Below are 13,113 nucleotides of genomic sequence, written 5' to 3'. Positions count from 1 at the left end.
GCGACTCCATCAGATGGGACGGCCGTGCCAGCGGGACAGCGCGGTCAGGGCGGCCTGGCGGCCGACGGCGGCGCCGATCTCGTCGGTGTGGCGGAAGTGCACGCCCTCCCAGACGCGCGCGTCGACGTTGTCGCGGGTGAGCTCCGACCAGGCCGAGTACCGTAGCGTCACGTCGGCGGCGGCCGCGCTCGTCAGCGTGAACGGCGCCCGCGGCGGGCCGGCCAGCGTGTCCAGCACGGTCTGCGCCGCGGCCGCGTAGGTGGTGTGGCCGCTGGGGTACTCCGGATGCGCCGGCGTCGCGATGAGCGGCGTCCACGCCGGGTCGGGCGAGACCGCGCCGGTGCGGATCGCGGTCACCGGGCGCCAGAACAGGTAGCGGTACTTCGCGCGGTAGGTCGTGATCTGTGCGTCGATCGTCGCGGCGTGGAACAGCGCGACGAGCCCGATGCGCCGCTCGAGCGGGCGCCGGTCCGCGGCGTGTGACCCGTGCGGCGCGAGCGTCGTGCGCAGCGCCCCGGTGAAGCCGTTGAGCGACGTCTGCGACCAGAACCGCGCGACCGCGGTCTGCGCCGGCGTTCGGACGGCGCTGTCCACCGCGCCGACGGTCCGCGACTCGGCCAGGTCCCGCAGGTACACCGCGCTGTCCAGGGCCGGCGGCGGGCCCGGCAGCAGCGGCTCCACGTCGCGCACCAGGAACGGCCGGCCGTCGCCCTGGCCGGACTGCACCGCCGCGGCGAACGCGGGCGGCGTCGGCTGCCACACCCCGGGCGCGGCGGGCGGCGGGGTGAACGGCCGGTTCACCGAGGCGAGGTCGAGCCCGTCGCCGGCCCGCTCGGCCAGCACCGCCCGGGCGGCCTCGGCGCCGGCGGCGACCGCCCGGCCGGCGTGGCGGCCGCCGGTGCGCGCGACGGCCGCGGCGAGCGCGGCGTCCAGGGCCGGCGCGGCGGCCGGGTACAGGGTCGCCAGCGCCTCGTGTACGGCGCCGGCGAGGGCCAGCTCCGAGCGGGTCGCGGCGACCGCCCGCCACGCGGCGATCCAGGCCACCGCCCAGGCGCGGGTGCTGGTGACCTGCTGGGGGCCGGTGATGACGCCGATGGTCGAGGCCGTGAGGTCGTACCACTCGAGCACCGGGTCCAACCGGGGCGCGGCGGCACCGGCGACGCCGGACGGGGCGGCCAGGGCCGCGAGGGCGCCCGCGCCGGCGGCGGCGAGCACGGTACGGCGAGACATGAGCTTCGATGGCTGCACGCCGCGAACGCTAGTAGATATTTCAGATCGGATCAATGGGAAAGGCCGCGTACGATCGGCGCACGTACTTCGATCCGCAGGGAGGAGCCGGCGGTGCCGCGCACGTTTGACGGTTCGGTGGGCTGGGCGGTGCTGCGCGAGCGGTTCGCCGACCGGCTCGACACCGGCACGCTCGCCGCGCTCGACGACGCCGTCGCGTTCGCCGTCGAGCGCCACGGAGACCAGCGGCGCCCGGCCGGGGAGCCCTACCTCGAGCACCTGCTCGAGGCCCTGGAGGTGCTCGTTGACGGGGCCGGCGAGCGCGACCCCGACACGCTGCGCGCCGCGGTGCTGCACGACGTGGTCGAGGACACCCCGACCACCGTCGGCGAGGTGCGGGAGCGCTTCGGCGACCGGGTCGCGGAGCTGGTCGGCTGGGTGACCAAGACCGGCGACCGGGACGCCTACTTGGCGCGGCTGCGGGACGCGCCCGACGCGGCGATCGCGGTGAAGCTCGCCGATCGGGTCAGCAACGTCCAGCGGCTGCGCACGCACCCGCGCCCGGCCAAGCGCGCTTCTTATTTCCGCGAGACCGTGGCCACCATCGTGCCCCTCGCGGCCGGGCGGCCGTGGTTCGAGGCGTGGTACCGCGACTGGCAGGCCGCGCACGCCGATCTGGAGCCAGACCGGCCCGGGTGAGGGGCGCAGTGTCACCGCGCCGGGTGAGGGTTGAGCGGCGCTCGGCGGGCAGTGGCCGCGCATGCCAGGGAAGAAGAAGGGCAGCCAGCCTTGGCTGCATCAGCAGGGCCACGAGATTCAGCATTTCGGCGCGATCCGGCAGTTTCCGGTCGCGCTGTCGGCCGAAGCCCGCATGTACTCCTGCGAGCGGCTCAACCAGGTGCTCGCCGACACCCAGATCCTCTATGCGCTGTACAAGAAGCATCACTGGTTGATGCGCGGCCCGACCTTCTACCAGCTGCACCTGCTGCTCGACAAGCACGCGGGGGAGCAGTTGGAGCTCGTCGACGCGGTGGCCGAGCGGGTGCAGACGCTGGGCGGCATCGCGGTGGGGGACCCGCGCCACGTCGCCGAGCTGACCCGCGTGCCGCGGCCGCCGGACGGGGCGGAGGAGGTGCCCGCCATGCTCTCCCGCCTGCTGGAAGCCCACGAGATGATCCTGCAGGATTGCCACGACGCCGCCGCCAGGGTGCAGGACAACGGCGACGACGGCACCAACGACCTGCTGGTCTCCGAGGTGATCCGCACCGGCGAGCTGGAGGCGTGGTTCCTCGCCGAGCACCTCGTGGACACCCCGCTGGTCCGCACCGAGGAGGAGGTAAGGGCAGCCAGCAACGGCCGCCGTTGAACGGAGGCGCTACGGTGTCGGCGTGACGAGGCATATCGAGTCGCAGCTGGGCGTCGACCTTGGCACCACCCACACGGTCGCCGCGCTGACCGCCGCCGACGGTCGCAGCCAGCCGCTGCTGTTCGACGCCAGCTTCCTGCTGCCGTCGTCGGTCTACGCCGAGGTCGACGGGCACTTGCTCGTCGGCAGGGATGCCGAGCGCAGCGCGCGCCTCGACCCGTCCCGCTACGAGCCCAACCCGAAGCGCCGCGTCGACGACGGCACGGTGCTGCTGGGCCAGCGCGAGTACGCCGTGTCCGACCTGCTCGCGGCCGTGCTGCGGCGCACCGCCGACGAGGCGTCCCGGGTGCTGGGGATCATGCCGGTGCGCACCGTGCTGACATACCCGGCGAACTGGGCGACCCACCGCCGCTCGGTGCTGGCCGACGCGGCGGCCCGGGCCGGCATGCCGGCGCCGATCCTGGTGCCCGAGCCGATCGCGGCGGCCGCGTACTTCACCACGGTCCTCGGGCGCAACATCGCCCCCGGCGGCGTCCTGGTGGTGTACGACTTCGGCGGTGGCACGTTCGACACGACGATCCTGCGCCGCCGCCCCGACGGCGGCTGGGACGTGCTGGCCAGCGACGGCCTGCCCGACGTCGGCGGCGTCGACCTCGACGCGGCGATCATCGGCCACCTCGGGCAGTCGATGACGGTGAGCGACCCGGAGCGCTGGCGGCAGCTCGTCGAGCCCGCCGACGACGCCGGCCGTCGCCGCAGCCACCTGCTGCGCGAGGACGTGCGGGCCGCGAAGGAGCAGCTTTCGCGCAGCTCCACCGCGAGCGTGCACCTGCCGCTGTTCGAGACCGACGTGCACGTCACGCGCTCGGAGTTCGAGCAGCTGTCCCGCTCCTACCTGGAGCGCACCGTCGATCTGACCGTGACCACGCTGCAGCGCGCGGGCGTGCGGGTCGACCAGATCGGCGGGCTGTTCCTGGTCGGCGGCTCCAGCCGCATCCCCCTGGTGAGCACCCTGCTGCACCAGCGGCTCGGGGTCGCGCCGACGCTCATCGAGCAGCCGGAGCTCGTCGTCGCGCTCGGCAGCGTGCTGGCCGCGATGCCGTCCCGCCCGGCGCCGTTCCCGTCCACGCCGCCGCCGGTCGGGCCGCGCCCGCCGATGATCGCCGCGCCCGGCGGCATCCCGGCCCCGCCCGCCATGGGCGGCGCGCCGTCGAACGCGCCCGTCTCGGCGCCGACCGGAGTGCCCGTCTCGGGCATGCCGGTCACCGGCGTGGGCATGCCGCCGACCGCGCCCATCTCGGCGCCCGTGCCCGGCCCCGTCTCGCCGGCCGCCTTCCACTCCGCGGCCACCCCGCAGTCGCCGCCTGTGCTCGGCGGCAACCCCCCGAACAGCGCGCCGCCGAGCTCCGGCCCACCGAACGTCACAGCCGCGTTCGGCGCGCCGCCGAGCTCCGGTCCGCCGAACGTCACGGCCGCGTTCGGCGCCGCGCCGCCGGCCCCGGTGACGCCGCAGGCCCCGCCGCCGTACGGGCCGCCGGTGCCGCCGCCGCGCTCCGGTGGCTCCGGCGGCAAGCTCGCCCTGCTCGTCGGTGTCGTGGCGGTCCTCGTCCTGCTGCTCGGCGCCGGCGGCGTCGCCGCCTGGAAAGCGGTCAGCGACAACAAGCCGAGTAACCCGCGTACCGGCGGCGGTAGCGCCGGGCGCACCAGCGGCTCGGGCGGCGACGCCGGCTCGGGCGCGCTGCCGGCCGACACGAAGAACGCCAAGCCGGGCGCGGACCAGCAAACGGTGCAGGTGGACAAGTCGGTCTGGTACACCCAGTACAAGATCACCGTGGGTAAGCTGACCTACGACGCGACGGCCGACTCGAAGAAGCTCACCGCCGAGGTGGTGGTCGAGAACCTCGGCCGACGCAACGACACGCCGTACTTTCCCATGGTCTTCTCGGTCGGCGGCCAGCAGTACACCGGCTCGTTCCGCGAGACCACGTCGGTCGCGGCCGGCCAGAAGAGCAACTACAACCTGGACTTCTCGGTGTACGACCCGCTCAAGGCGAGCATCTCCACCGGCGAGTTCATCTTCGGCGACGGCGACCGGGAGCAGCCGAAGATCCCGCTCGGCGGCGGCGACGTGGTCGCCTACGAGCCGGTGAACCTCGTCAAGGACAAGAAGGTCACCGTCCACGACGTCACGGCCACCTTCACCACGTGCGACCTGCGCGGCGGCTTCTTCGACTACAACGGCCAGGCGAAGAAGGGCTATCGCGTGGTCATGTGCAAGGTCGACATCCAGTACACCGGCAAGAGCAGCGAGTACGTCGGCGAGGAGCACTTCCGGCTCGGGGCGGTCGACGGCACCGAGCTGGGGCCGGTCACCGCGCCGAACGAGGGGCTGTACGGCGGTCAGGTCGCCGTCGGCACCGACCTGGCGTTCCAGGTGAAGGCGGACGCGCCGGGCACCTACAAGCTGCGCCTGGTCGACCTCGGCGATCACAAGGACCGCCAGGCGGGCGATGTCGCCGAGGTCGACCTGGTCCTGAAGTAGCGGTCAGTCGCGGCTGTACGTCAGCGGGCGCCGCCGTTGACGTACAGCGTCTGGCCGGAGACGTAGGAGGCCTCGTCGCTGGCGAGGAAGGCGATCACGGCGGCGACCTCCTCCGGCTGCCCCACCCGGCGCAGCGGCGTGCGCTCGGCGGCCAGCGTCTGGTGCTCCTCGGCGGTGCTGCCGACGCGGGCGGCGGTGGCGGCCGTCATCGGCGTGGCGATGTAGCCGGGGGCGACCGCGTTGACGGTGATGCCGTACGGTCCGAGCTCGATCGCGAGCGTGGCGGTGAGCCCCTGGACGCCGGCCTTCGCGGCGGCGTAGTTGGCCTGGCCGCGGTTGCCGAGCGCGGAGCGGCTGCTGAGGTTGACGATCCGGCCGTACCGCGCGGGGACCATGACCCGCTGTGCCGCCTGGCAGCACAGGAACATGCTGGTCAGGTTGGTGTTGAGCACCGCGTTCCACTCGTCGACCGGCATCTTGAACAGCAGGTTGTCGCGGGTGATCCCGGCGTTGTTGACGAGGATGTCGATCCGGCCGATCCCGGCGAAGACCTCGTCGACCTGGCCCTTGTCGGTCACGTCGCACTGCACGACGCCCTCGCCGGGCTGCAGGTCGAGCACCACGACCTCGGCGCCCTGCTCGCGCAGCAGCCTGGCGGTGGCCGCGCCGATGCCCTGTGCGGCGCCGGTCACCACGGCCGTCCTGCCCTCGAATCGCATGCTCGTCACCTTTCCACCAGTACCGCTGAACCCTGACCCACTCCCACGCACATGGTCGCGAGGCCGCGCGTGTCCCCGGTGCGCCGCATCCGGTGCAGCAGCGTGGTGAGGATCCGCGCGCCCGAGCAGCCCAGCGGGTGCCCCATCGCGATGGCCCCGCCGTCCGGATTGATCATCTCCGGATCGAGCCCGAGCTGGTCGGCGCAGGCGAGCACCTGCGCGGCGAACGCCTCGTTGAGCTCGGCCTGCTGCACGTCGCCGAGCTTCCAGCCGGCGCGCTCGAGCGCCTTGCGGGTCGCCGGCACCGGGCCGATGCCCATCACGTCCGGGTGTACGCCCGCCGAGGCGCCGGCGACGTAGCGCCCGAGCGGCTCCAAGCCGAACTCGCGCAGCGCGTCCTCGCTGACCAGCAGCAGCCCGGCGGCGCCGTCGTTGAGCGGCGAGGAGTTGCCGGCGGTCACCGTGCCGCCGTCGCGGAACACCGGCTTGAGCTTGGCGAGCTTCTCGAGGCTGGTGTCGGCCCGGATGCCCTCGTCGGCGCTCACCCCGTCGATCGGCAGCACCTCGCCGGCGAAGTGCCCATTCTTCGTCGCCGCGTCGGCGTTGCGGTGGCTGCGCAGCGCGAACGCGTCCTGGCGCTCACGGGTGATGCCGTACCGCGCGGCAACCTCCTCGGCCGTCTCGCCCATGCTCAGCAGGCCGTGCAGCTCGCGCATGCGCGGGTTGACCAGGCGCCAGCCGAGCCGCGTGTCGGCGATCGATATCGCGTTGGGCAGCGCGTCGTCGGGGCGGGGCAGCACGAACGGCGCCCGGCTCATCGACTCCGACCCGCCCGCGACGACCACGTCGGCCTCGCCCGCGGCGATGGTGCGGGCGGCGACGGTCACCGCCTCCATCCCGGACGCGCACAGCCGGTTGACGGTCGCCCCCGGCACGCTCTCCGGCAGCCCGGCGAGCAGGACCACCATCCGGGCGACGTTGCGGTTGTCCTCGCCGGCCTGGTTGGCCGCGCCCCAGTAGACCTCGTCGACGCGGGCCGGGTCGATCCCGGTGACCAGCTCCCTGACCACGGCCGCCGCGAGGTCGTCGGGCCGCGCGTGGGAGAGCGCGCCACGCAGCTTCCCGATCGGCGTGCGCCGCGCGGCGGCAAAGTACACGGTTCGCATGGCCTAAAACTAACACTGTAAGTCGCTGCACGGAGACGTCGGCTCGGAGCCCTGAACCGCGCGCCAGAGCCAGGCGCCCGACGAGCGGCGCGACAGCAGGCCGGTGATGCGGTACGGGAACGGCTCGATCGTCCCGTCCGCGGTGTGCTCGGCGCCGTCCGCCTCCGCGATCACGAACGCGGCGCCCGGCAGGGTGTGGACCGTTGCCGAGGTGGCCTGCCACGTGTACGCCGAAGGGCGCGCGAACAGGCCCGACAGGAGTTCCCGCACGGCCTCGCGGCCCGTTGCCGACTCGCCGGCCTCGGACCCGGCGTAGGTGATGTCGTCGTCGGGCACGAAGCAGGCGAGCGCCTCCTCCAGGTCGCGGGTCAGGAACGCGTGCCCCAGCCGGTCCACCAGCTCCACGATGTCACTCAACTCGTCACCGTCACCAGTCGCCTCGGCGAGCGCATGCCCGGCAGGTACAGGAACGCGAACGTCACGGCCGCGCCGAGGACGCCCGCGCCGATCAGGGTGCTTCGCACGCCGATCGCGTGTGCGACCGGGGCGGCCATCGCGTAGCTCAGCGGCACGAGCGCGATCGAGATGAACCAGTCGACCGACGACACGCGGCCCATCAGCTCCCCCGGGACGAGCCGCTGCTTGGCGGTCGCCCAGGCGATCGTTCCGTCCGCCTCCAGGGCGTTGACCAGCGCGCACGAGATCGCCAGCTGCCACGAGGCGGTGGCCAGGCCATAGCCCGCCACGGCGAGCGTGGCGAGCGTCCAGGTGACGTAGATGAAGCGCATGTACTCCCTCGGTACCCCGCGCTGGCCCACGACCGCGGCGGCGATGGCGCCGACGCCGGCGAGCACCAGGCCCAGGTCCCCGGCAGTGCCGTGCAGCTCGTTCTTGACCACGAACGGCAGGAGCACCTCGGTCGGGCCGATGAACAGCAGGTACGCGAAGGTCGCCGCGACGAACGTGCCCCAGAGCCACACGTTGCCCCGGACGTGGCTCATGCCCGCCTTGAACTCCTCCCAAACCGAACCCTCCGAGGCATCCGAACCCTCCGAGGCATCCGAACCCTCCGAGGCGTCCGAGGCCCGGCGGGGTGGACGGTCATGTGGTGATTGCCTTCCTTGGTGAGGTCTCCTTACGCCATCGCGGCGAACGGCGCGGTCTTCGGGATGAGTGCGAACGCGTCGGGCTCCGACAGCGGGCGGGCGAACAGGTAGCCCTGCCCGTACGGGCAGTCGATCTGGTGCAGGGCCTCGCGCTGCTCCTGGTCCTCGACACCCTCGGCCACGACCGAGAGGTTGAAGGTCTGGGCCAGCTGCACGATCGCCTTCACGACCGCGCGCTGCTGCGTCGAGGAGAGCATGTCGTCGATGAACGACTTGTCGATCTTCAGCACGTCGATCGGCATGTGCTGCAGGTCGACGCCCGAGGAGTGCAGCATCTGCCGCACCTCCTCGACGAAGCCGGGGTGCGGAACTGCCGGGCCGAGACGTTGACGCTCATGTACCGCAGCGCCCCGGGCGCGGACGAGCGCTGCCAGCGGCCGGCGGTGGCCAGCGCCTGCTGCAGCACCATGCGTCCCATCGGCACGATGAGCCCGCTCTCCTCGGCCACCTCGATGAAGTGGCCGGGCGCGATCATGCCGCGGGTCGGGTGGTTCCAGCGCACGAGCGCCTCGAAGCCCAGCGGGACGCCGGTCTCCAGGTCGACGATCGGCTGGTAATGCAGGACGAACTGGTGCTCCTTGACCGCCTGGTCCAGCGCGGTACGCAGCTCCAGCCGCTCCAGCACGGCCGTGTGCAGGTCAGACTGGTACCGCCGCCACTACTCCTTGCCGGCGCCCTTGGCGACGTACAGCGCGAGGTCGGCCTGGCGCATGAGCTCCTCGGCCGAGCCCGCGTCGACGGTCGTGGACAGTCCGACGCTGCTGGTGCCGTTGACCGTCTCGCCGGCCACCGCGAAGGGCTCGGCGAGCGCGATGACGATCCGCCCGGCGGCGAGCTCGAGGTCGGCCATCGAGTCGGCCTCGATGAGCGCGGCGAATTCGTCGCCGCCGAGGCGGGCGACGGTGTCGGTCGGGCACAGCTCCCCGCTGATGCGCCGGGCGACCGCCTGCAGCAGGCCGGCCGCGACCAGCGGGTACATGGCCAGGTACAGCCCGTCCGGGAACGATGGGAACGGGTTTTCGAGGCCGAGCACGTCGGTGAGGACGTTGTACAGGAAGTCCCCGAGGCCGAAGCAGGCCAGCGCGGCGGCGAGCAGCAGCCACGGCCAGCGGCGGTTGGGCCGGTGCACGAGGACGCCGACGACCACGCCGACGGTGCTGGACAGGCCGATCGCGCCCCACCACAGCATGTGCATGTGGGGCCAGCGGTAGAACGCCACGGTCAGCAGCGCCATCCAGATCGCGAACCAGGCGCTGAGCTTGCTCTTGAGCAACTCCGTTCGCCTCCCTCCAGCTCACGATCGGGCTTGCGACCTCCCTGATCGGTCGGGCTGAGGGACTCTGAACGAGAACCCGGGTGCGGCTGGGGGTCCTCCGGGTTGCCGGACGGGTTTTGTCCTTGGCACCGCGGATCTAGCAGGGAGGCGCCCCGGCGCCGACCGGTGTCTCGTGGGAAGAACGGTCTTCTTGTGACGCGGACCCGAGTAGATGATGAAATATCACGAAAAATCGGGCAGGAACCGTGCGGGACCGACGGCCTGGCGGCGGGCGGCCTGGCGGTTGGGCGGTTGGGCGGCCTAGCGGCCGGCGCGCCGCGTGGTGGGGGGACCGCTGAACGCCAGGCCGTGCGGCAGCCGCTCGGCCTCCGGCGCGATCTTGTGATGGTGCTGTGGCTCAGCGTAGAAGCTCAGTCCGATCACGCCGGCCAGGGTGACCACGAACCCGATCGCCACCAGCCACTCGCGGTGCGGCCACACGCCGTCGCCGAGGAACAGCAGGCCCACCAGCGCGGCCGGGACGGCCCCGGCGGCGTCCATGGCGGCCACCGCGGCCGTCGTCGAGCCGCGCTGCATCGCCAGGCCCAGCAGGAGCTGGCCGACGAGCGAGTGGGCGATCAGGAGGTACGACAGCGGATCCGTGAGGAACTGCCCGAACGAGTCCGCGGAGGCGAGCGGCCGCGAGGCCACGGCGGCGGCGCCGAACGCGATGCCGGAGAGCGCGCCGAGCACGACCGAGCCGGGCGCGCCGTGCAGGCGGCTCGCGAAGAAGCCGACCACTGCCAGGGCGATGAGCACGCAGATCAGGCCGACGACGCCGCCGATGCCGAGCTGGCGCGACGGAGCCGGCTTGGCCGCGAGCACGAGCGCGGCGATGCCCACGGTCAGGGCCACCAGCAGCGCGATCTCGGTGCGCGGCAGCTTCCACTTGAGGATCAGCACGCCCAGGAGCGTCGTCACGCCGAGGCCGGCGGCCATGGCCGATTGCACGAGGAAGAGCGGAAGGTCGCGCCGGGCGAAGAAGGCGAGCGTGAACCCGGCACACTGGCAGGCCACGCCCACGAGGTAGGACTTGTGGCGGCCCAGGCGCAGCAGCAGCATCGGCTGGAAGCCATGGTGCAGGTCGGTGCGTGCGGCGGCCATGGATTGCAGCAGGTTGGCGACGCCATAGGCGGCGATCATCGCGCCGAGGAACAGCCAACTCCAAGATGCCACCCGGGCAGGATAGACCCCGTGGCCACCCTGAGCATAAGGACCTTTCGCTTTACCCGGACAATCCGGACAGTCGGGTATTGCCCAAACGGGTGAGCACGTCCTCGTGCAGGTGTCCGTTCGTGGCCACGGCGCTGCCGCCGCCCGGGCCGGGCTGGCCCTGCAGGTCGGTGAACGTGCCGCCGGCCTCGGTGACGATCGGCACCAGCGCCGCCAGGTCCCACAGCGACAGCTCCGGCTCGACCATGATGTCCACGGCGCCCTCGGCCAGCAGCATGTACCCATAGAAGTCGCCGTACGCCCGCTGCCGCCACGTCCTGCGGCTGATGTCCAGGATGGCGCCCAGCCGCCCGGCCTCCTCCCAGCCGCCCAGCGACGAGTAGCAGAACGACGCGTCGGCGAGCCGGTTCACGCCCGACACGCGGATCGGGGTCGCGGCGGCCGTGTGGCGTCCGGCGTACGCCCCATGGCCGAGCGCCCCCCACCAGCGGCGCCCGAGCGCGGGCGCCGACACCAGGCCCACGACCGGCTGGCTGCCCTCCATCAGGGCGATGAGCGTGGCCCAGATCGGCACCCCGCGCACGAAGTTCTTCGTCCCGTCGATCGGGTCGATGACCCACTGCCGGCTGCCCGGCCCGGCGGCGGCCTCGGTCGCGCCGTACTCCTCGCCCAGCACGCCGTCGCGCGGCCGCGCGCGCCCGAGCGTGGCCCGCAGCGCCTTCTCCACCGCGGTGTCGGCGTCGGTGACCGGCGTCAGGTCGGGCTTCTCGGTGACGTGGAGATCCTGCGCCCGGAACCGCGGCACGGCGATCGCGTCCGCGGTGTCGGCGAGAAGATGAGCAAGGGCCAGGTCGTCCGCGTAGCGCGCCATGCGCGGAAACTTAGCCGACGATCGCCACCTTCTGGCAGTACTGTCGCCGTTTGTGACTCCCACAGCCCTGTGCGGCCTGCTCGCCGAGTCCGATCGTCTCCGCGTTTTCGCCGCAGTGGTGCTCGGCGCGCGGACTCCCAGCACCGTCGAGGCCGCCACCGGCCTGCCCGCGCGGCTGGTCGAGCCGGCCATCCGGCGGCTGCAGCAGGGCGGCCTGCTCGCCGTCGCCGACAGCGGCCTGGTCGCCGCGCAGGAGGCGTTCAAGGACGCCGTGCGCGCGAGCGCCACGCCGGCCGCGCCGCCGCTGCAGTTGGACGAGGACCGCCAGCGCGACCTCGTCCTGCGCACGTTCATCACCGACGGGCGGCTGACGCAGATCCCGGCCGCCCGCGGCAAGCGCGTCGTCGTGCTGGAGCACATCGCCTCGTCGTTCGAGCCCGGCATCCGGTACCCCGAGCGCGAGGTCGACGCGATCCTGCGCGCCTGGCACGACGACCACGCGGCCCTTCGGCGGCACCTGGTGGACGCCGGCCTGCTGTCCCGGGACCGGAACGTCTACTGGCGCTCAGGCGGGCCCGTCGTCGTCTGAGACGGTGCCCTCCTTCGACGCCAGCAGCCGGCGGAACGACGCGAGCCGGCGCGGGTCGGCGCCGCCCTCGGCGACGAGCTTGTCCAGCCCGCAGTCGCCGCCCGCCCCCGTGTGGTCGCAGTTGGGCGGGCAGCGCGTCGAGGCCTCCACGAGGTCGGGGAAGCCGTGCAGCACGCTGTCGGCCGACACGTGCGCCAGCCCGAACGAGCGGATCCCGGGCGTGTCGATGATCCAGCCCGGCTCGTCGCCGGGTAGCTGCAGGGCCAGGGCGCTGGTCGACGTGTGCCGGCCCTTGCCAACCGCGCTGACCGAGCCCACCGCCCGGTCGGTGCCCGGCACCAGGCGGTTGACCAGTGTGGACTTGCCCACTCCGGAGTGGCCGATCATGACCGAAACCCGGCCGCGCAGCTCCGCGACGAGGTCGTCCAGCGGCCGGTCCGGGCGGCACAGCACGTAGGGCAGGTCGAGCTCCGCGTAGTAGCCCAGGACCGCGTCCGGCGCGGCGAGGTCGCCCTTGGTCAGGCACAGCAGCGGGTCGATCTCGGCGTCGTACGCCGCGACCAGGCACCGGTCGATGAACCCGGTCCGCGGCGGCGGGTCCTGCAGCGAGTTGACGATCACCAGTTGCTCGGCGTTGGCCACCACGACCCGCTCGAAGCGGCCCTCGGTGCCGCCCTCCTCGTCGTCGGCGGTGCGCATGAGGACCGAGTTACGCTCGTCGATGCGCACGATCCGGGCCAGGGTGTCCGGGCGGCCGCTGACGTCGCCGACGATCTGGACGTGGTCGCCGACCACCACGCCGTGCCGGCCGAGCTCGCGGGCGCGCATCGCGGTGACCGTGACGCCGCCGCGCTGGCCGGGAACGGTGACATGGCACGTGTACCGCCCGCGGTCGACGGCGACCACGAAGCCCTCGACGGCGTCGCTGTGCTTCGGGCGCTGGCGCGTGCGCGGTCGCGAGGACCGGCTCGGGCGCACC

General features: G+C 72.9%; 15 protein-coding genes. 4 read left to right on the top strand and 11 right to left on the bottom strand.

The genetic code is table 11. The features are described 5' to 3' along the window. Nucleotides 1–9: 9 nt before the first annotated feature. Nucleotides 10–1,248, bottom strand: a complete 1,239-nt coding sequence (locus ACGFI8_RS04260) for a vanadium-dependent haloperoxidase (RefSeq protein WP_392799807.1) — start codon at nt 1,246–1,248, stop codon at nt 10–12. A 93-nt stretch (nt 1,249–1,341) separates the two neighbouring features. On the opposite strand from ACGFI8_RS04260, the gene ACGFI8_RS04255 reads away from it, so the two are divergent. The 3 genes from ACGFI8_RS04255 to ACGFI8_RS04245 all read left to right on the top strand — a co-directional run bounded on the left by ACGFI8_RS04255 (nt 1,342) and on the right by ACGFI8_RS04245 (nt 5,135). Further along, nucleotides 1,342–1,926 (top strand): HD domain-containing protein, encoded by a 585-nt coding sequence (locus ACGFI8_RS04255; protein ID WP_392799804.1) that lies wholly within the window; start codon nt 1,342–1,344, stop codon nt 1,924–1,926. 61 nt (nt 1,927–1,987) lie between these two features. After that, nucleotides 1,988–2,593 (top strand): Dps family protein, encoded by a 606-nt coding sequence (locus tag ACGFI8_RS04250; RefSeq protein ID WP_392799801.1) that lies wholly within the window; start codon nt 1,988–1,990, stop codon nt 2,591–2,593. Between the two features lie 22 nt (nt 2,594–2,615). Further along, the gene (locus ACGFI8_RS04245; protein ID WP_392799799.1) at nt 2,616–5,135 is read left to right on the top strand and encodes an Hsp70 family protein; all 2,520 of its coding nucleotides are present in this window, start codon (nt 2,616–2,618) and stop codon (nt 5,133–5,135) included. Between the two features lie 20 nt (nt 5,136–5,155). Here the strand turns inward: ACGFI8_RS04245 and fabG are convergent, their stop codons facing one another. The 9 genes from fabG to hisN all read right to left on the bottom strand — a co-directional run bounded on the left by fabG (nt 5,156) and on the right by hisN (nt 11,545). After that, nucleotides 5,156–5,854: a 3-oxoacyl-ACP reductase FabG gene (fabG, locus tag ACGFI8_RS04240; RefSeq protein ID WP_392799796.1), complete on the bottom strand. Its 699-nt coding sequence runs from the start codon at nt 5,852–5,854 to the stop codon at nt 5,156–5,158. Nucleotides 5,855–5,859: 5 nt separating this feature from the next. Next, nucleotides 5,860–7,020 carry a thiolase family protein gene (locus tag ACGFI8_RS04235; RefSeq protein ID WP_392799793.1) on the bottom strand — a complete coding sequence of 387 codons (1,161 nt, stop codon included), beginning with the start codon at nt 7,018–7,020 and terminating at the stop codon, nt 5,860–5,862. Nucleotides 7,021–7,029: 9 nt separating this feature from the next. Then, entirely contained in the window at nt 7,030–7,437 is a 408-nt protein-coding gene (locus ACGFI8_RS04230; protein WP_392799791.1) for a YybH family protein, read from the bottom strand. Further along, nucleotides 7,434–8,021, bottom strand: coding sequence for a hypothetical protein (locus tag ACGFI8_RS04225; RefSeq protein WP_392799789.1), 588 nt, complete (start codon nt 8,019–8,021; stop codon nt 7,434–7,436). Before ACGFI8_RS04225 ends, ACGFI8_RS04230 begins: the two co-directional genes overlap by 4 nt. Nucleotides 8,022–8,155: 134 nt before the next feature. Continuing rightward, the gene (locus ACGFI8_RS04220) at nt 8,156–8,461 is read right to left on the bottom strand and encodes an EAL domain-containing protein (protein ID WP_392799786.1); all 306 of its coding nucleotides are present in this window, start codon (nt 8,459–8,461) and stop codon (nt 8,156–8,158) included. Beyond that, nucleotides 8,410–8,811: an EAL domain-containing protein gene (locus ACGFI8_RS04215; RefSeq protein WP_392799784.1), complete on the bottom strand. Its 402-nt coding sequence runs from the start codon at nt 8,809–8,811 to the stop codon at nt 8,410–8,412. Before ACGFI8_RS04215 ends, ACGFI8_RS04220 begins: the two co-directional genes overlap by 52 nt. A 33-nt stretch (nt 8,812–8,844) precedes the next feature. Further along, nucleotides 8,845–9,459: a diguanylate cyclase domain-containing protein gene (locus ACGFI8_RS04210; protein ID WP_392799781.1), complete on the bottom strand. Its 615-nt coding sequence runs from the start codon at nt 9,457–9,459 to the stop codon at nt 8,845–8,847. 303 nt (nt 9,460–9,762) lie between these two features. Beyond that, nucleotides 9,763–10,644: a hypothetical protein gene (locus ACGFI8_RS04205; RefSeq protein WP_392801160.1), complete on the bottom strand. Its 882-nt coding sequence runs from the start codon at nt 10,642–10,644 to the stop codon at nt 9,763–9,765. A gap of 82 nt (nt 10,645–10,726) precedes the next feature. After that, nucleotides 10,727–11,545 (bottom strand): histidinol-phosphatase, encoded by an 819-nt coding sequence (hisN, locus tag ACGFI8_RS04200; protein WP_392799778.1) that lies wholly within the window; start codon nt 11,543–11,545, stop codon nt 10,727–10,729. Between the two features lie 52 nt (nt 11,546–11,597). On the opposite strand from hisN, the gene ACGFI8_RS04195 reads away from it, so the two are divergent. Further along, the gene (locus ACGFI8_RS04195) at nt 11,598–12,134 is read left to right on the top strand and encodes a DUF2087 domain-containing protein (protein ID WP_392799775.1); all 537 of its coding nucleotides are present in this window, start codon (nt 11,598–11,600) and stop codon (nt 12,132–12,134) included. Here the strand turns inward: ACGFI8_RS04195 and rsgA are convergent. After that, a complete protein-coding gene (gene rsgA, locus ACGFI8_RS04190; RefSeq protein WP_392801157.1) occupies nt 12,111–13,112 on the bottom strand; it encodes a ribosome small subunit-dependent GTPase A in 1,002 nt (333 codons plus the stop codon). The genes ACGFI8_RS04195 and rsgA overlap by 24 nt on opposite strands. Nucleotide 13,113: the final 1 nt, after the last annotated feature.

Source organism: Dactylosporangium sp. NPDC048998 (genome assembly GCF_043197855.1).
Taxonomy (GTDB): Bacteria; Actinomycetota; Actinomycetes; order Mycobacteriales; family Micromonosporaceae; genus Dactylosporangium.
Note: the sequence above shows the minus strand (reverse complement) of the source record. Positions and strands in the feature narration are given on the sequence as shown.

Excerpts from the sequence above, each read along its gene's own strand:
- ACGFI8_RS04225 (WP_392799789.1), bottom strand. The coding sequence starts at position 8,021 with ATGAGCCACGTCCGGGGCAACGTGTGGCTCTGGGGCACGTTCGTCGCG.
- ACGFI8_RS04220 (WP_392799786.1), bottom strand. The coding sequence starts at position 8,461 with ATGCTGCACTCCTCGGGCGTCGACCTGCAGCACATGCCGATCGACGTG.
- ACGFI8_RS04235 (WP_392799793.1), bottom strand. The coding sequence starts at position 7,020 with ATGCGAACCGTGTACTTTGCCGCCGCGCGGCGCACGCCGATCGGGAAG.
- ACGFI8_RS04205 (WP_392801160.1), bottom strand. The coding sequence starts at position 10,644 with ATGATCGCCGCCTATGGCGTCGCCAACCTGCTGCAATCCATGGCCGCC.
- ACGFI8_RS04250 (WP_392799801.1), top strand. The coding sequence starts at position 1,988 with ATGCCAGGGAAGAAGAAGGGCAGCCAGCCTTGGCTGCATCAGCAGGGC.
- fabG (WP_392799796.1), bottom strand. The coding sequence starts at position 5,854 with ATGCGATTCGAGGGCAGGACGGCCGTGGTGACCGGCGCCGCACAGGGC.
- hisN (WP_392799778.1), bottom strand. The coding sequence starts at position 11,545 with ATGGCGCGCTACGCGGACGACCTGGCCCTTGCTCATCTTCTCGCCGAC.